Source organism: Euzebyales bacterium (genome assembly GCA_036374135.1).
GTDB lineage: Bacteria > Actinomycetota > Nitriliruptoria > Euzebyales > JAHELV01 > JAHELV01.
In genome coordinates this window covers 1-15,770 of record DASUUK010000024.1, presented here as the reverse complement: position 1 = coordinate 15,770, position 15,770 = coordinate 1, and the positions used below count along the sequence as shown (strand labels likewise).

The following is a 15,770-nucleotide window of genomic DNA, read 5'->3' as shown; positions in this document are numbered from 1 at the left end:
CGATGAGGTCGGTGAGGAAGGCGGCCGAAGCCGACGAGGTCCGGCGCGATGACGCGGATGCCGGTGTCGACGAGCGGCGGGATCATCCGACGGTACACGAACGACCAGGTCGGCTGTCCGTGGACCAGGACGACCACCGGTCCATCCGGCGGGCCTTCGTCGACGCAGCTCATCCGCACCTGCTCGGGCGCCCCTCGTCGGGAGCTGACACCGTCACGTCGAGCGGTTCGTAGGCGAACCCGATGATGTCGGCGAAGCGGTGCGCGTCGGTTTGGAGCAGGTCCATGGCGTCGGATCCGGCCATCGCAGGCAGCGTCATCTCCGTCGGTACCCGCGTCGCCGGTCGCCGACGCAGCGCACGACGGGGGCGTGTTGACACGGTGTACTAATATCATTAGTATAGAAACTATGGTACATAGTCCAGCACGGGAGCGACCATGCGCAGCACGTCACGCGATGCCCGACTCGGCCATGACGACCTCGGGTCCGGCACGCTGCTGGTGCTGCTGCCCGGGGCCGGCGACCTGCGCAGCGAGTACCGGTTCGTCGTGGACCGGCTCGTCGACAGCGGACACCGTGTGGTGGCTGCCGACCTGCCGGGGCACGGGCAGTCGCCGATCGCAGGCGCCTACGGCGTCCGACCGACGGCGGACGCGCTGCTCGACCTGGTCAGCAGCCTCGATGCGGGCCCGGCGGTCGTGGTCGGTACGTCGTTCGCGCCGGCCGCGGCGGTCTGGGCGGCGACCGACCGCCCCGAACTGATCCGGGGCGTCGTCGCCATCAGCCCGCACCTCGATGCCGACACCAGCCCGAGGGGACGCCTGCTGGCGCTCGCGACGGGCATGCTGCTACGCGGACCGTGGGCCGGCGCGCTCTGGGCGAGCATGTACGCCGGCTGGTACAAGGCGTCGCCACCCGCCGACCTGCCCAATGAGCTCGAGCGACTGCGGGCGATGCTCGGCGACCCCGCGCGCCGTCGGGCGGTCCGGCGGACGCTGACCGCCGATCGGGACGGCGTTGCCGAGCGGATCGCACGCCTGGCGGCACCGACGTTGACGGTCTTCGGCGACGCCGACGACCACTTCGACGATCCCACGACGGAGGCCGCACGGGTGGCGGCGGAGCTCGGAGGCGGCCGTCTCATCGTCCCGGGCGCGGGGCACTACCCGCACGTCGAGCAGCCCGACGTGGTCGCCGACGCCATCATCGACTTCGTCGGACGACTGTGATGCCGCGTGTCGGACTGTCCACGGACGCGGTCGTGGCGGCCGGTACCGAGCTGGTCGATCGCGACGGGCCCGGAGCGCTGTCATTGTCCCGCGTGGCTGCTGAGCTCGGCGTCCGCCCGCCGTCGCTGTACAACCATGTCGACGGGCTCGACGGGCTCGAACGTCTGATCGCGATCGATGGTGTGACCCGCCTCGCCGAGGCGTGCAGGACCGCCATCATGGGTCGCACCGGCACCGACGCGTTGCGCGCCATGGCACAGGCATATCGGTCGTTTGCGCAGGCCAACCCGGGTGTGTACGTGCTCACTCAGGTGGCGCGGCCGGGTGACGCCCGCTACGAAGCTGTGGCGGCGCGGCTGGTCGAGGCCGTCGTGGCTCTGCTCGCCACCTTCGGGTACCGCGACTACACGCTGCTGCACGCCACCCGCGCGTTGCGCAGCGCGCTCCACGGGTTCGTGATGCTCGAGGCGCAGTCCGGCTTCGGGCTCGACCTTCCGGTGGACGACAGCTTCGCCTGGTTGGTCGACGTGCTCGAGCGTGGCATCACTGGACCCAGGTGAAGCCAGGCTGATCCAGGCATGTCCGGACCTTGTAGGCGACCTGCGGTGCGAGCAGCGCCAGCGCCTCGTCGATCGCCAGCCACCGCACCGCGCTGATCTCATGGGGATGCAGCGGCTGGGGGCGCTCCGTGACCGTGACGGCGGACGCCTCGAACACGAAGACCAGCCGGTCGGGCCAACGGGACGCGAACACCCCCAGCAGTGCGCCGGTCACGACCTTGGTGCCGGCCTCCTCCCACGCCTCGCGCTGTGCGGCGGCCGCCGGGTCCTCGTCGGCGTCCACGACACCCCCCGGGATCGTCCACATGTGCTTGAAGCTGTCGTGGACGATCAGCAGCCGGCCGGCTGTATCGCGGCACAGCACCGCCGCCGCGGCGATCTTGCGCGGCCTGCTGTCGAAGAACGTGCGACCGCGTTCCCCTGCTGACCGTGGCGCCCGGGCCGCGACCAGCAGCCGTGCGGCGGCGTCGAGCAGTCCCGGCTGCCGGTCGACGTCGAGGTCGACGCCGCCACCGCCCCGCAGGCCTGCCCCGGCGCCGGGAGCGCACAGCAGTTCGACGCGGAACCCGCGGGTGGCCAGCAACGTGACCGCCTCGTCGGCGGAGTAGCCGCGCACGCCGTCCAGGACGTCACGGACGGCCGCGGCGTGGATGCGGTTGCGCAACGTCGCGACCAGCACGCCCCCGGGCTCCAGGACGTCGCCGGCCGCGTCGACCAAGGCCTCCGCGTGATCGCCCACGGTCGACAGCTCGTCGTCGACCAGGACCGCGGCGGCGCAGCTCGACGGGGTGATGGCGGTCAGATCAGTGGGGTCTCGGCGTTCGGCGGCCACCGGAAGGTCGACGTCACGGCGGACGGCGACGCGGCCCTCAGCGGGCAGGTATGCCGCGACGATGGCACGTAGCTCGGGCTCCATGGATCCATGGTGACCGCACCGACGGCGACGCACACGCGGACGGCCACCGCATGGGCGGGGCGTCGCTGCGGTCAGCCGCAGGCTGCGTACGCGTACGGGTACGGGTTGACGTTGCCGCCACCGCCGGGGCGGACCTCCCAGTGCAGGTGGGGGATGCCCGCAGCGTTGCCACTGTCGCCGTTGAACGCGATGTGCTGGCCTGCGCTGACCCGCTGGCCGGCTGACAGACCGGACACGTAGCCCGACAGATGGGTGTAGTAGTACTCGTTGCCGCTGTCGCCCCGCAGGTACAGCGAGATCCCGCCGAGCGAGTTGGAGTGCATCCGGGCGAGGACGCCGCTCTCGTACGCGCGCAGCGCCGTGCCATAGGGCGCCAGGATGTCCACACCCATGTGCGATCGTCCGCCGGACCGTGGTGCGCCCCACGTGTCGGTGTAGCTGCGGGGCTGGTCGACCGGGCACGCCAGGCCGCCGGACACCGATCCCGCGGGCAGCGGGCACCCGCTGCCGTTGGCGGCACGCTGCAGTGCGACCTTGGCCGACAGCCGTGATTCCTGTTCCTTCGCCTGCACCAGGAACTGCTCGGCGCGGGCCTTGACGTCGTCGTAGTCGCGTTCCATCTGTGCGAGCGCACGGCCGACATCCTCAGCCTGCTGGGTCGCGGCCTCGTTGCGTCGCGCGGCGCTCGTCGCGCGCTCGATGTGCTCCTGGCTGCCTTGTGCGAGCAGGCCCATCACGCGGCTCTGCTCCACCACGCTGGACGCATCGGTCGCCGAGAGGACGGCGAGCACCGGATCGGTGTTGTTGAACATGTAGGACCGCCGGACGCGCTCGGCGAGCTCGGAGTGGGCCGCACCGGCCTGCCGGTCGATCTGGCGCTGACGCTTCACGAGCGCCTCGTGCTCCCTGCGGGTCTCCTGGATGCTCGCCTTGAGCACCTCGCCGTCGTTGAGCACCTTCTGAAGATCCTTCTGGACCGCCTGGCGCTCCGCGGTCGCCTTCTCGAGCCGCCGCTCGTCCTCGGGATCGCCCCCACCCGTGTCACACGACTGGGGAGCGGCGTGCGCGGGCGACATGCTCGACGGCACCGCGAACGCCGCGAACCACACCGCAATGGTGAGGATCGCGAGGGCCGCAGCGCGGACCCGGTCAATGCGCATCGATCCGTGCATCGGCAAGATCCTAGTCATCGCGATCCGCGGCGGACGCTGGACCACCCGGCGGGTCGGACAAGGGCGCGGCCGTGGGTTCGCTCGGCGCGTCGGGCCGCGCCAGATCCGTCACCATCCAGCCGTGCCCGGCATCGACCAGGCGCAGGCTGACGGCGGCGAACCGGTCGCCGTGGAGGTTGACGGCAACGACCTCGTAGGCGCCGTCCACGGCGGCGGAGATCATGAGGCGGTGCACGCCGGGCACCGGGCCGGGCTGTGGACGCGTGCGACGGATGCGTTCGCGCAGATGCACCGCGAACAGCGGGCAGATCACCCGGGCAGGCCGCGCACCGGCCACGACCTCGTTCAGCATGGCCACGATGACCCGTGCCGCCGCGAGTGCATGGGCTCTGCGGGCGCCGGGCGCCGCGGGCCGGCGGTCGATCGGACGTCGCCCGTGTGTGGTCACGACGTCACCTGCGGCTCCGCGCCGAGCACGCCCGGGCGCGGCGTGGAGCGCACCCACACCCATCCGTGGTCGGTCCGCACCCGCAGGATCGCGTCCAGCGTGGGATGGCGCCGCACGTCGACGCGGGCCGCGTCGAAGCCCGCGCGACGTAGCGCCGTTCGCACGGCCGCGGTGTCGACCGTGGTCCGGCGCCATGCCGTGGTGGCGGTGCGCGTGGGGGCCGCCGACACGCGCCACGGTTGCTCGAGGCCGACCAGGTCGCCGCCACGGCGACCGACCGGCACGGCCCAGATCTCGTGGTCGGCGGAGCGCCATCGCGTCCGGTCGCCGCGGAGCACGACCGCGTGGACCCGCACGAGCCACACGCCCGCCGCCAGCCGCGTCGGACGCTCCACCGCCGCGGTGTCGAGCGCGGACGTCTGCGCGCCGGTGCGCGTTACCGCGTCGCGCACCAGTCGCAGCGCCGTCGGACCGATCCCAGCCGGCGCCGGACGCCCACCGTCACCCGCCGTCGTAGGCCCGTCGTCGCCGGCCGATTCGTCATCCACCGCGTCGGTCGGCTCCCGGGCCGGGTCGCCCGTCGCCGGTGCACCGGCCGTCGGCATCGACCGTCCGCCACCGTCCGGGGTCTCGTGCCGGTCTGCGGTACCGGCCGGGTTCATCCCGGCACGCGGTGCACCGGTGCTCGACGTCGTGTCCCCGGACACGACCGCCAGCGCGAGCGCGGCCCACGGCAGCAGCACCAGGGCAGCGATGCCCACGCGCCGCGGCATGCGACCACCGCGCTGGCCCGTCTCGTCGGCGCCAGCGGTTACGGTGGACGCGTCCTCGCCGAGCCAGCGGCGCAGGGCGTCTTCCGGGGTCGTCCCAGCATCATCGTTCATCGCCACATGATAGAAAAAGGCATGAAAGGGAAGACGGTGCCTGTGGATCGCGCTGTCATGTGGACGTGACGGACGGGTCGGACCCGACGAGGGGATCAACGCATGACCGGTGAGCAGCCCGGCATCGTCCGTGGCGGGCTCAGCGACGCTGAGCGACGCGAGGTGTTCGTACGTGACGCGGTGCCCTACCTCGACCAGCTCTACTCGGCCGCCTTGCGCTACACGCGCAACCCCGCCGACGCCGAGGATCTGGTGCAGGAGACCTACGCCAAGGCGTTCGACAAGTTCCACCAGTACAGGCAGGGCACCAATCTCAAGGCGTGGCTGTACCGGATCCTGACCAACAGCTACATCAACCGGTACCGGCGGCAGCAGCGGCGCCCCGATGAGGTGAGCGCCGACGCCGATCCCGAGTTCTCGCTGTACGACCGCATCAGCGAGACGACCGAGCGGGCGGCGGAGCAGGAGGTCCTCGAGGCGCTGACCGACGACGAGGTCAAGCGCGCGATGAACGACCTTCCCGAGCAGTACCGTATCGCCGTGTACCTCGCCGACGTCGAGGGCTTCAGGTACGCGGAGATCGCCGAGATCATGGACACGCCGATCGGTACCGTCATGAGTCGCCTGCATCGGGGAAGAACCAGGCTCCAGCAGGCGTTGTACGACTATGCCGTCCAGCGCGGCCTGGTGTCCGATGACGAGGAAGGTGGAGGATGACGATGGCCGACAGCTGTCGTGAGGTCCTCGACGACCTCGAGCGCTACCTCGACGGAGAGTGCTCGAGCCGGTTGGAGGCGGTCATCAGCCGACATTTGGCAGACTGCTCCCCATGCCTGTCACGATCCGACTTCGAACGCGCCCTCCGCGAGATGGTCGCGCGCCACTGCCAGGGTGCCGCCCCGGCCGGTCTGGTGGACCGTGTGATGGAGCGGTTGAGCTGAGCACCGTCGACGCGGAGGTCCGCTCGTGACGTCGGTCCTGGTCACGGGCGGCGCGGGGTTCATCGGATCGCACCTGGTCGACCGGCTCGTGCTGGCCGGGCACGACGTGCTGGTGCTCGACGACCTGTCGACCGGCCGCATGGAGAACCTCGACCAGGCACGGCGGTCGCCGGAGCGGCGGCTCCGGTTCCAGCGCTGCGATCTGGTGGACCCGTCGACGGCGCCCCTGATCGTCCACGCCCGCCCCGAGGTGGTCTTCCACCTGGCGGCACAGCTAGACGTGCGCCACAGCGTGGACGATCCGGCGCACGACGCGACGATCAACATCCTGGGCACCATCCGGCTGCTCGAGGCATGTCGCGCCGCGGGCACGCGCAAGATCGTGTTCGCCTCGTCCGGCGGCACGATCTACGGAGATCCGCCCGCCGACGTGCTGCCGGTCCACGAGGATCACATCGGCCATCCGGGCTCGCCCTACGGCGCGTCGAAGCGCGCGGTCGAGGAGTACCTGCACGTGTACGACGCCCTGTACGGGCTGGACTGGACGTCGCTGGCGCTGGCGAACGTCTATGGCCCGCGCCAGGACCCTCGCGGCGAGGCCGGGGTCGTCTCGATCTTCGGTGCCCGCATGCTCGCCGGTCATGGCGTGACCATCTACGGCGACGGCTCGCAGACGCGCGACTTCGTCTACGTCGACGACGTCGTCCAGGCGATGGTGCAGACCATGCAGCGCGGCTCGCGCCTGCGCTGCAACGTGGGGACGGCACGGCAGGTCAGCGTCAACGGCCTGTTCGCGCAGATGGCGGAGCTGACCGGGTACGACCAGGAGCCCTACCACGCCCCGCAACGGCCTGGCGAGCTCATGCACATCGCGCTCGACGTCCGCCGCGCGGCGCGTGCGCTCGAGTGGCGCCCCTGGACCCGCCTCGACGAGGGACTCGCAGCGACGCTGGACTGGCTGAAGTTCAACCCGGGCCGCTGAGGTCGACACGGCCGCCGTCACGTAGCGAAGCGGTAGGGCATATGCGGGGAGGGCGCGTACCATGGCAGCACCATGGCCAACTCCTCCCGAGCCCCCCGTGGGCACGCCAACCAGGGCTCCGACGACGCGCTGCGGGCTCTGCGCAGCAAGCTGAACGGCGTGCTGTCGCGCCTGCCCGACATCGAGCGCAAGGTCGTCGAGCACCGCATGGGACTGGTGGACGGATCGCCGGCCAAGCCGGGCGAGACGGCCGAACGGCTCGGGCTGACGATCCCCGAGGTCAAGCGCATCGAGGAGCGGGCGTTCGCCCGCATCCGCGAGGTCGTGCCGATCAAGCAGCTCCAGCGCTTCCTCTGATGCGCGGCGCTGGCGGCCGCGGTACCGGAGGCTGGCACGCCGAGGGGCGTAGGGGCGGTGGGACTCGAACCCACACTTGACCCGGTTTTAAGCCGAGCGCCTCTGCCAGTTGGGCTACGCCCCCACGGTCGCGTGTCGGGCACGCGGCCGACTGATCGCAGATCCTAGTTCCATCGCGCCCGCGCCGCCCACCCCGGGATGACGCCGCCGCGGCTTGGAGGACGCAGTAGGGAGGTCACGGTCGGACGTGCGATGTGGGGGTGGGGACCCGCCCGGGTTGTACGCTCGTAGCTGCCGCGCGCGGCGTTGCTGCGCCGCGCCCCCACCGACCGCGCCCAATCCACCGTGGCGCGTGCCCTACCTCCGGCGAGGAGAACGTGTGACGACGGACGAAGAACGCATTGCCCTGCTGATCGACTACGAGAACCTGGCGATCGGCGCGCGCGAGGACCTGCGCACCACGTTCGATCTCGGACCCGTCTCCGACGCGCTGGCCGAACGGGGCCGGGTGGTGGTGCGCAAGGCGTACGCCGACTGGTCCTACTTCGACGACGACCGTCGGATGCTGACCCGCCACCACGTCGAGCTCATAGAGATCCCACAGCGGATGGACGCGATCCGCAAGAACGCGGCCGACATCAAGATGGCCGTCGACGCCATCGAGCTGTGCTTCGAGCGCGACTACATCACCACCTTCGTGATCTGCACCGGAGACAGCGACTTCACGCCGCTGGTCGGTAAGTTGCGCGAGCTCAACCGCCGGGTGATCGGTGTCGGGCTCGAGGCGTCGACGTCGAAGCTCCTGCCGGCGGCGTGCGACGAGTTCCTGTTCTACGAGTCGCTGGAGGGCGTGACGCCAGGGAAGGGCCGCAAGCCACGCTCCAGCCGACGGGGCTCGTCGCAGGGTTCGACACGGGGCGGACGCGCGGCGTCGGCGTCCACGACGCCGGACACGACGGACAACGGTGGCGATGACGGCGACGACGCGCGGCAGCGGGGAGACGTCGAGGCGTTGGCGCGCCAGATCACCCAGACGCTGGCGGGGCTGAACCGCTCGGCGACCGGTCCCGTGCTGGCGTCGACGCTGAAGCGCGCGATGCTCCGCAAGGATCCGACCTTCAGCGAGGCGGACTTCGGCTTCCGCGGGTTCGGTGAGCTGCTGCGTCACCTCGAGTCGCGCAAGGTGATCGAGACCTCGCCGGGGCCGGCCGCCGGTGATCCGGAGGTGGGGTTCCCGGCCGCGGGCAGCCACGAGGAGCAGGCGTTCGACCTGCTCGTCTCGGTCGTCGGCGATCTCAGCCATGGCGGGTCGGGCCCGCCGTTGTCCGGGTTGAAGGATCAGCTGCGCAAGCGTCAGCCGGACTTCAGCGAGAAGGCGTTCGGGTTCAGCGGATTCCTGCAGTTCTGCAAGGCCGCCAAGGCCAGGGGACTGGTGACGATGGAATGGGACGAGCAGGCCGATGACTACGTGCTCGAGGTGGCCGACGCCCAGCCTGCGAACGCTGCGGCCGGTGGTGGTGGACGAAAGGGTCGACGGTGATGGTCATCGACGTTGAGGCTGCGGGCACGGACCGGGCGGGGGACGCGCTCGGAGCAGAGGCGTCCGGTGTGTTGCCGACCGGGCACGCGGATGCCGCGCCGGCCGCGTCGGCCCCGGGGGACGTGGTGCGCGTCGTGCTGGTCGACGACCACGCGCTCGTGCGTCAGGGGCTGCGCAGTGTGCTCGGGCAGTTCGCCGACATCTCGATCGTGGCCGAGGCCGACAACGCGGAGGCCGCGGTCAAGGCGGTCCTCGCCCACGAACCGGACGTCGTCGTGCTCGACCTCCAGCTGCGGGACAGCGACGGCGTGGAGGTCATGACCGCGCTCGTGACGCAGGGACTGGATCCGGCGGTGCTCGTGCTGAGCATGCAGGACGACCCCGACCGCGTCCGGGACGTGCTGCGTGCCGGGGCGCGTGGCTACCTGCTGAAGACCGTGGAACCCGACGAGCTCGCTGACGGCATCCGCCGCGTCGCCGACCGGCGGTGGGTCATCGGCGAGCACCTGATCGACATGCTGGTCGACGCGTTCATCGGCGTGATCCCCCTGGGCGTGCCGTCGGTGACGCCCCGCGAGCACCAGGTGCTGCGCCTGTTGGCGGAGGGCCTGCCCAACCGCGCGGTCGCCGAACGGCTGGGCATCTCCACGCGGACGGCGCAGAAGCACGTCGAGAACCTGTTCAAGAAGTTCAACGTGCACGTCCGTCGCGACCTGGTGGTCGTGGCCGGCCGGTCCGGGCTGCTGGGGTGATGCGGCCACGTACGTCCGCCGCGAGCGCAGAAGTTACGGTGGCGAAACATTCGAATGATGGCCGGGAAACGTGCGCGGACGATGCTGGGGACGTCCCCGCGCCGACAGCGGCGTCCGACAGGAAGGACCGTGCATGAAACTGGTCGTCGCGATCGTCAAGCCGTTCAAGGTGGAGGACGTCAAGGACGCCCTGCGCGAGGTCGGCATCGCCGGCCTGACGGTGACCGAGGCGCGCGGCTTCGGACGCCAGCGCGGTCACACCGAGGTCTACCGCGGGGCCGAGTACCAGGTCGACTTCGTGCCGAAGAGCCGCATCGAGGTCATGGTCGACGATCCGCAGGTCGACGGTGTGATCGACGCGATCGTCAAGTCGGCCCGCACGGGCAAGATCGGCGACGGCAAGGTCGCGGTCCTGCCGCTCGACGACGTCGTGCGCATCCGCACGGGCGAACGCGGTCCCGAGGCGATCTGATCCGGCTGCGCGTCTGAGCCCGGCCACCGCACCACGCAGCGCACCGGACCCCGCCGCCGTCGACGCGGAGCCGGGTCTGCAGTGGTGCCGTGACTGGTCCGACCTGCTCGACGGCGCACTGCGGTCGTGGGTGTCGGACGAGACCCCGCGACCCGGGGGCCTGACGCTGGTGGCACTGGGGAGCTACGCCCGGCGCGAGGTGTGCCCCCTGTCGGACATCGATCTCCTGCTGTTGCACGGCGGCTGGTCAGACGACGAGCTCGAGGCGGTCGTCCGGTCGTTGTGCTATCCGCTGTGGGACGCCGGGCTGCAGGTCGGCTACGCGGTCCACACGCCGCGATCGGCTGTCGGGGCAGCCGGTGACCGGATCGACACCGCGACCGCGCTGCTCGACCGGCGGCTGCTGTGGGGTGACCCGGGGCTGCTCGACCGGGTCGCGAGCGCATACGCGCGGTGGTTGCGGTGGCGCAGTGGCAGGGTGCTGTCCCAACTCGCGGCCGCCGACGACGACCGCCACGAGCGGGCGGGCACCCAGCCGGGCATGCTCGAACCCGAGCTGAAGGCCGGCGCCGGCGGGTTGCGCGACCTGCACAGCCTGCGCTGGGCGGCAGGTGTCGTGCTCGGTGAGGTCGGGCTGGGCCCACTCGTCGGCGCCCGGTACCTGGGCGCGACCGACCACCGCGCGCTGCAGCGTGCGAACGCCGACCTGCTCGCCGTGCGCTGCGCGCTGCACCTGTTGGCGTCGACGGCCACGCCCAGCGACGTGCTGCGCCTCGAGCAGCAGGACGAGGTCGCCAAGCTGACCGGGGCCGCGGGGCGCGATGAGGCCTTGTCCAGCGTCAACCTGGCGATGCGGACGATCGCGCACGTCCACGGCCGGACGTGGCCGTTGCTGCTCGCCGACGCGCGGTCGGGCCGCCGGCGCCGACCGGCGGACCAGGAGCGGCTCGACGACGACGTCACGCTGCGCGACGGTCTGATCGAGATCGACGACGGAGCCACCCTCCGCAACGACCCGGCGCTGGGCATGCGCACACTGGTGGCGGCCGCGCGTCGGGGCAGCCACCTCGGACGCGCGACCGTGACGCGGCTGCAGGCCGACCTTCAACGCGTCGAGCGCCTGCCGTGGGATCAACGGGTGCGTGCCGCGTTCCTGGCGGCGCTGCGGCGCGGCTCCGACGCGTTGCCGGTGCTCGCCGACGCCGACCACATCGGACTGCTGGCAGCGCACCTGCCGGAGTGGGAGCGTGTGCGCGGCCACCCCCAGCGCAACCCGTACCACCGCTATGACCTCGACACCCATCTGGTCCAGACGGTCTCGTGGGTGCAACGGATCGCGGACGGCGAGCTGGGCCAGCGCCTCGCCGTCGTCCACGAACGGCTCAACGAACCCGACGTGCTGCTCCTCGGCGCGCTGTTCCACGACATCGGCAAGGCATGGAGCGGCGACCACGCGATCGTCGGTGCCAAGGTGGCGGCGCGGTGGATCGACGCGATGGGCTTCGACCAGCGACGGGCGCAGCGGGTCGCGCGCCTCGTCAGGCTGCACCTGCTGCTGCCCGACGTCGCGCAGCACCGCGATCTGGACGACCCGCAGGAGATCCAGGCCGTCGCCGACCGGGTGGTCGACACCGAGACCCTCGACGCGCTGCTCGTGCTGTCGCTCGCCGACGCCCGCGCCACCGGGCCGAGCGCACACTCACCGTGGAAGGACGGGCTCCTGGCGGAGCTGCACGCACGGGCCCGACGGGCGTTGACCGGCAGCTCCGGCACGGCGATCGCGGATCCGGAGACCAAGATCGCCGCGGCCCGGAGACGCGGCGACGAGGTGCCCCCGGGTGCGATGGACCGGTTGCTGGCCGCACCACCCGCCCGGTACCTCCTGGCCGCCGACGTCGACCAGATCGTCGAGCACGCACGCCTGCTCGCCGACCTCGAGCCGGCGGACGAGGTCGCGGTCTCGGTCCGCGAGAACACCGAGCACACGGTCGTGATCAGCCTCGTCGGCTGGGACCGGCGAGGGCTGCTCGCCGAGGTGGTCGGTGCGCTGGCGGGACTGGGCCTGGACGTCCTGGAGGCCCGCGTCTTCACGCGCCACGACTCGGTGGTGCTCGACTGGTTCGTCGTGCGGCGGCGGGCGAGCGCCCCCGCGCCACGGCTGGCTGACCTGATCGCGCAGGTCGAGGCCGCCGGGCGCGGCGCGGCGGACGTCGAGCACCTGGTGTCACGCCAGGAACGACGGTGGGACGAGCGACCCGGCACCGCGGCGCAGCTGATCGCGCCGGTGGTCGTCGTCGACCGGGGGTCGACCACCACGCGCATCGAGGTCGGGGGCCGAGATGCGCCGGGTGTGCTGTTCCGGTTGCTGCGGGTGCTGGCCGACGCGGGCCTGGACGTGGCTGCGGCGCGGGTGGCGACGTTGGGCCCTCAGGTCCGGGACGTGTTCTTCGTGGCGAGCGACGACGATGTCGACTGGGACGGGCTGGCCACCCGACTGCGTGCCGTCGTCAACGCGGACGCGGCGTGATCAGGCGCCGAGCACGCCGCCCTCGGTCATCCGCTTGATGTCCAGCTGGCGGTCCAGCTCCTCGTCGCTGAGCACATCGGCCTCCGCGACGACCTCGCGCAGCGGCCGGTCCTCCTCCAGCGCCTGCTTGGCGAGCTTGGCCGACATGTCGTAGCCGATCGCCGGCACCAGCGCGGTCACGATCGCCAGGTCCTTTTCGACCAGTGCGCGGGCGCGGTCCGCGTCGGCCGTGATGCCCGCGACGCACTTGTCCACGAAGTTGTGGCACGTCGCGGCAAGCAGCCGCAGCGACTCCAGGACGTTGCGCGCCATGAGCGGGATGTACACGTTCAGCTCGAAGTTGCCCGACATGCCCCCGATCGTCACGGCGGCGTCGTTGCCGATGACCTGCGCCGCGACCTGCGTGACCGACTCGGCGATGACCGGGTTCACCTTGCCCGGCATGATCGAGCTGCCGGGCTGGACCTCGGGGAGTCGGATCTCGCCGATGCCGGTGCGCGGGCCGGACCCCAGCCAGCGCAGGTCGTTGGCGATCTTGGTCAGCGAGACCGCGATCACCTTGCAGGCCCCCGACAGCTCGACGAGCGCGTCGCGCGCGCCCTGCGCCTCGAAGTGGTTGGTCGCCTCGCGCAGCGCGTCCAGCCCCGTGTGCTCGCGCAGCCCGGCGACGATGGCTGCGGCCTGCTCGGGCGGCGCGTTCAGTCCGGTGCCCACGGCCGTCCCGCCCAGCGGCAGCTCCGCCACACGCTCGAGCGCGGCAGCGACCCGCTCGCCACCGAGCTCGACCTGCCTGGCGTACCCGGAGAACTCCTGACCGAGCGTGACGGGTGTCGCGTCCATCAGGTGCGTGCGCCCGGGCTTGACGACGTCGGCGAACTCGTCGGCCTTGTCGGCCAGCGCCGCGCGCAGCCGGTCGAGCGCCGGCAGCAGCCGGTTGGCCGCGCTGTCGTAGGCCGCGATGTGCACCGCTGTCGGGAACACGTCGTTCGAGCTCTGGCCGGCATTGACGTGGTCGTTCGGGTGGACGGGATCCTTGCTGCCCACGGTGCCGCCGAGCAGTTCGATCGCCCGGTTGGCGATGACCTCGTTGGCGTTCATGTTGGAGCTGGTGCCGGATCCGGTCTGGTACACGTCGACCGGGAAGTGGTCCGACAGGCTGCCGTCGGCCACCTCGCCGGCCGCCTGCGCGATCGCCCGGTGACGCTCGTCGTCGAGCACGCCCTGGCGGTGATTGACCGTCGCGGCGGCCAGCTTGATCGCGCCGAGCGCCCGCACGACCTCGTCGGGGATGCCGTCCCCGGAGATCGGGAAGTTCTCCACGGCCCGCTGTGTCTGCGCGCCGTAGTACGCCGACGCGGGGACCTGCATCTCGCCCATCGAGTCACGTTCGGTCCGGTGCGCGCCGGCGTCGTCTCCGGGCTCCGGCGGCTGACGGTCGGTCCCTGCTTCGCTCACGCGGTACACCCCGTTCCGTGTCTACCCTGCGCTCCGTGCCCTACCCTGGACGGAACGATCCTAGTAGGCGCCGACACCCACCGGGTGGTTACCTTGGGGGCCGATCGTGTGTGACCCGTGGGGCATGTCGGCACATCGCGTCTGAGGTGAGACCAACCATGAACGATCCAACAACCGACGGCGATGCCGGGGATGCGCTGAGCAACGGCTCGGGCGACGACACCAGTCGTGCGCCGTCGAATCTCCCGTCCGCCGGACGGAGCAACATGGCGACACGCTCCGTGTCGGCCGATGGCTCCGGGACGGCATCCGGGCCTGGCGCGGCTGCCGCCGATCCCGCCGACACGACGCCCACGGCGGGTGAGCCCACCGCAGCGTCTGGAGACGACGCCGCAGCGCAGCGCCGCTCCAGCGGTGGCGGAGGCGGCGACGATGCTGACGGCGCCGCGTCCTCGGAGTCCGATGACGCCACCGGCGGCTCGGCGTGGGACGCGCTGCGACCGCTCGGCGACGACGACCTCGCGGCGCTCGACCCGTCCGCGCTCGAGGACGACCTCGACGCGGTCGACGTCGCCGACGATCCGGCGACCGACGAACCGCCTCCGCCGGCGCCGCCGGCAGGGCCGGCCTCGAGCCGGACCGCCGCCGAGCTGACCGCGGCGACCGTCCTGCGCACCCCGGCGCGCCCGCCGCGTTCGGGGTGGCGCCGCATGATCCACAGGATGACCGGTGGCGCGGTGTCGCCCGGGGCCTCACGCAGCGACCGTGAGCGCGAGGACCAGTTGCGCGCGATCCGCACGCTGGTCACCCACCCGCGCCGGATCACCGTGCTGTCGCGCAAGGGCGGTGTCGGCAAGACCACGACGACCCTGATGCTGGGTCAGACGCTGGCCAGCGAGCGCGGAGACCGCATCATCGCGGTCGACGGCAACCCCGACGCGGGCAACCTCGGCTACCGCATCGACCCGTCGGGACCCGACACCTCGGTCACCGACCTGCTCAACGGCCTCGAGAACGTCCACCGGTACGCCGACATGCGCCGGTTCACGACCCAGACGACCGTCGGGCTCGAGGTGCTGCGCAGCGACGACGATCCCCAGATCTCGACCGCGCTCGGCGACCAGGAGTACGGGGCGATCCTGTCGCTGCTCGACCGCTTCTACAACCTGGTGCTCATCGACACCGGCACCGGCATCCTCGACAGCGCGGTCCAGGGCATCCTCGACGGCACCGACCAGATCGTGCTGGTCGTGTCGCCGAGCCTGGACGCCGCGCGGTCCGCCAGCCAGACCCTGGACTGGCTCACCGAGCACGGGTTCGTCGGTCTGGTCGAGAACGCCGTCGCCGTGATCAACCAGTCGCGGCGGTCGACCATGGTCGACGTCGCCCGCATCGAGGACCACTTCTGGGACCGCTGTGGCGCGACCGTGCGCATCCCGTGGGACGGCTTCCTGGAGGCCGGCGCGGAGACGGAGCTGGCCGATCTGCGCCCCGCGACCCGCGAGGCCTACCGTCACCTGGCCGCCGCGGTCGCC

17 protein-coding genes and 1 tRNA gene are annotated in these 15,770 nt (G+C 71.6%); 11 read left to right on the top strand and 7 right to left on the bottom strand.

The annotated features are described in order from the left end of the window. Positions 1–169 precede the first annotated feature (169 nt). The gene (locus tag VFZ70_02880) at positions 170–304 is read right to left on the bottom strand and encodes a hypothetical protein (GenBank protein ID HEX6254732.1); all 135 of its coding nucleotides are present in this window, start codon (positions 302–304) and stop codon (positions 170–172) included. Between the two features lie 133 nt (positions 305–437). Between VFZ70_02880 and VFZ70_02875 the strand changes: the two genes are divergently transcribed. Both VFZ70_02875 and VFZ70_02870 read left to right on the top strand, forming a co-directional pair. After that, the gene (locus VFZ70_02875; GenBank protein HEX6254731.1) at positions 438–1,229 is read left to right on the top strand and encodes an alpha/beta hydrolase; all 792 of its coding nucleotides are present in this window, start codon (positions 438–440) and stop codon (positions 1,227–1,229) included. After that, complete coding sequence (locus VFZ70_02870; GenBank protein HEX6254730.1) at positions 1,229–1,789, top strand: TetR-like C-terminal domain-containing protein; 561 nt, start codon at positions 1,229–1,231, stop codon at positions 1,787–1,789. The genes VFZ70_02875 and VFZ70_02870 overlap by 1 nt, the downstream gene beginning before the upstream one ends. Here VFZ70_02870 and VFZ70_02865 read toward each other — a convergent pair. The 4 genes from VFZ70_02865 to VFZ70_02850 all read right to left on the bottom strand — a co-directional run bounded on the left by VFZ70_02865 (position 1,773) and on the right by VFZ70_02850 (position 5,209). Further along, positions 1,773–2,705, bottom strand: a complete 933-nt coding sequence (locus tag VFZ70_02865; protein HEX6254729.1) for an NUDIX hydrolase — start codon at positions 2,703–2,705, stop codon at positions 1,773–1,775. The two genes, VFZ70_02870 and VFZ70_02865, sit on opposite strands and share 17 nt — an antisense overlap. A gap of 71 nt (positions 2,706–2,776) precedes the next feature. Continuing rightward, entirely contained in the window at positions 2,777–3,877 is a 1,101-nt protein-coding gene (locus VFZ70_02860) for a peptidoglycan DD-metalloendopeptidase family protein (protein ID HEX6254728.1), read from the bottom strand. Between the two features lie 10 nt (positions 3,878–3,887). Then, a complete protein-coding gene (locus VFZ70_02855) occupies positions 3,888–4,325 on the bottom strand; it encodes an Rv3235 family protein (protein ID HEX6254727.1) in 438 nt (145 codons plus the stop codon). After that, positions 4,322–5,209: a hypothetical protein gene (locus tag VFZ70_02850; protein ID HEX6254726.1), complete on the bottom strand. Its 888-nt coding sequence runs from the start codon at positions 5,207–5,209 to the stop codon at positions 4,322–4,324. Before VFZ70_02850 ends, VFZ70_02855 begins: the two co-directional genes overlap by 4 nt. Positions 5,210–5,311: 102 nt before the next feature. Between VFZ70_02850 and VFZ70_02845 the strand changes: the two genes are divergently transcribed. The 4 genes from VFZ70_02845 to VFZ70_02830 all read left to right on the top strand — a co-directional run bounded on the left by VFZ70_02845 (position 5,312) and on the right by VFZ70_02830 (position 7,489). Further along, the gene (locus tag VFZ70_02845; protein ID HEX6254725.1) at positions 5,312–5,926 is read left to right on the top strand and encodes a sigma-70 family RNA polymerase sigma factor; all 615 of its coding nucleotides are present in this window, start codon (positions 5,312–5,314) and stop codon (positions 5,924–5,926) included. A 2-nt stretch (positions 5,927–5,928) separates the two neighbouring features. Beyond that, positions 5,929–6,150, top strand: a complete 222-nt coding sequence (gene rsrA / locus VFZ70_02840; GenBank protein HEX6254724.1) for a mycothiol system anti-sigma-R factor — start codon at positions 5,929–5,931, stop codon at positions 6,148–6,150. 25 nt (positions 6,151–6,175) lie between these two features. Further along, entirely contained in the window at positions 6,176–7,132 is a 957-nt protein-coding gene (locus VFZ70_02835) for an NAD-dependent epimerase/dehydratase family protein (protein ID HEX6254723.1), read from the top strand. Between the two features lie 72 nt (positions 7,133–7,204). Beyond that, a complete protein-coding gene (locus VFZ70_02830) occupies positions 7,205–7,489 on the top strand; it encodes a sigma factor-like helix-turn-helix DNA-binding protein (GenBank protein HEX6254722.1) in 285 nt (94 codons plus the stop codon). 49 nt (positions 7,490–7,538) lie between these two features. Here VFZ70_02830 and VFZ70_02825 read toward each other — a convergent pair. Continuing rightward, positions 7,539–7,613, bottom strand: a tRNA-Leu gene (locus VFZ70_02825). A gap of 255 nt (positions 7,614–7,868) precedes the next feature. Between VFZ70_02825 and VFZ70_02820 the strand changes: the two genes are divergently transcribed. From VFZ70_02820 to glnD, 4 genes are all read left to right on the top strand, one after another. Beyond that, positions 7,869–9,029 (top strand): NYN domain-containing protein, encoded by a 1,161-nt coding sequence (locus VFZ70_02820; protein HEX6254721.1) that lies wholly within the window; start codon positions 7,869–7,871, stop codon positions 9,027–9,029. Then, entirely contained in the window at positions 9,029–9,781 is a 753-nt protein-coding gene (locus VFZ70_02815; protein ID HEX6254720.1) for a response regulator transcription factor, read from the top strand. The genes VFZ70_02820 and VFZ70_02815 overlap by 1 nt, the downstream gene beginning before the upstream one ends. A gap of 133 nt (positions 9,782–9,914) precedes the next feature. Then, a complete protein-coding gene (locus VFZ70_02810) occupies positions 9,915–10,253 on the top strand; it encodes a P-II family nitrogen regulator (GenBank protein HEX6254719.1) in 339 nt (112 codons plus the stop codon). A 13-nt stretch (positions 10,254–10,266) separates the two neighbouring features. Beyond that, entirely contained in the window at positions 10,267–12,780 is a 2,514-nt protein-coding gene (gene glnD, locus VFZ70_02805; protein ID HEX6254718.1) for a [protein-PII] uridylyltransferase, read from the top strand. Here the strand turns inward: glnD and VFZ70_02800 are convergent, their stop codons facing one another. Then, complete coding sequence (locus VFZ70_02800) at positions 12,781–14,235, bottom strand: class II fumarate hydratase (GenBank protein HEX6254717.1); 1,455 nt, start codon at positions 14,233–14,235, stop codon at positions 12,781–12,783. It lies immediately after the preceding gene. A 158-nt stretch (positions 14,236–14,393) separates the two neighbouring features. Between VFZ70_02800 and VFZ70_02795 the strand changes: the two genes are divergently transcribed. Then, positions 14,394–15,770, top strand: a 1,377-nt coding sequence (locus VFZ70_02795; protein ID HEX6254716.1) for a MinD/ParA family protein, incomplete at its 3' end; no start/stop codon positions are given.

Bases quoted from the DNA above. Each gene is read 5' to 3' on its own strand.
- VFZ70_02860 (HEX6254728.1), bottom strand. From the start codon at position 3,877: ATGCACGGATCGATGCGCATTGACCGGGTCCGCGCTGCGGCCCTCGCG.
- VFZ70_02830 (HEX6254722.1), top strand. From the start codon at position 7,205: ATGGCCAACTCCTCCCGAGCCCCCCGTGGGCACGCCAACCAGGGCTCC.
- VFZ70_02875 (HEX6254731.1), top strand. From the start codon at position 438: ATGCGCAGCACGTCACGCGATGCCCGACTCGGCCATGACGACCTCGGG.
- VFZ70_02810 (HEX6254719.1), top strand. From the start codon at position 9,915: ATGAAACTGGTCGTCGCGATCGTCAAGCCGTTCAAGGTGGAGGACGTC.
- VFZ70_02850 (HEX6254726.1), bottom strand. From the start codon at position 5,209: ATGAACGATGATGCTGGGACGACCCCGGAAGACGCCCTGCGCCGCTGG.
- rsrA (HEX6254724.1), top strand. From the start codon at position 5,929: ATGGCCGACAGCTGTCGTGAGGTCCTCGACGACCTCGAGCGCTACCTC.
- VFZ70_02870 (HEX6254730.1), top strand. From the start codon at position 1,229: ATGCCGCGTGTCGGACTGTCCACGGACGCGGTCGTGGCGGCCGGTACC.
- VFZ70_02845 (HEX6254725.1), top strand. From the start codon at position 5,312: ATGACCGGTGAGCAGCCCGGCATCGTCCGTGGCGGGCTCAGCGACGCT.
- VFZ70_02865 (HEX6254729.1), bottom strand. From the start codon at position 2,705: ATGGAGCCCGAGCTACGTGCCATCGTCGCGGCATACCTGCCCGCTGAG.
- VFZ70_02815 (HEX6254720.1), top strand. From the start codon at position 9,029: ATGGTCATCGACGTTGAGGCTGCGGGCACGGACCGGGCGGGGGACGCG.
- VFZ70_02880 (HEX6254732.1), bottom strand. From the start codon at position 304: ATGGCCGGATCCGACGCCATGGACCTGCTCCAAACCGACGCGCACCGC.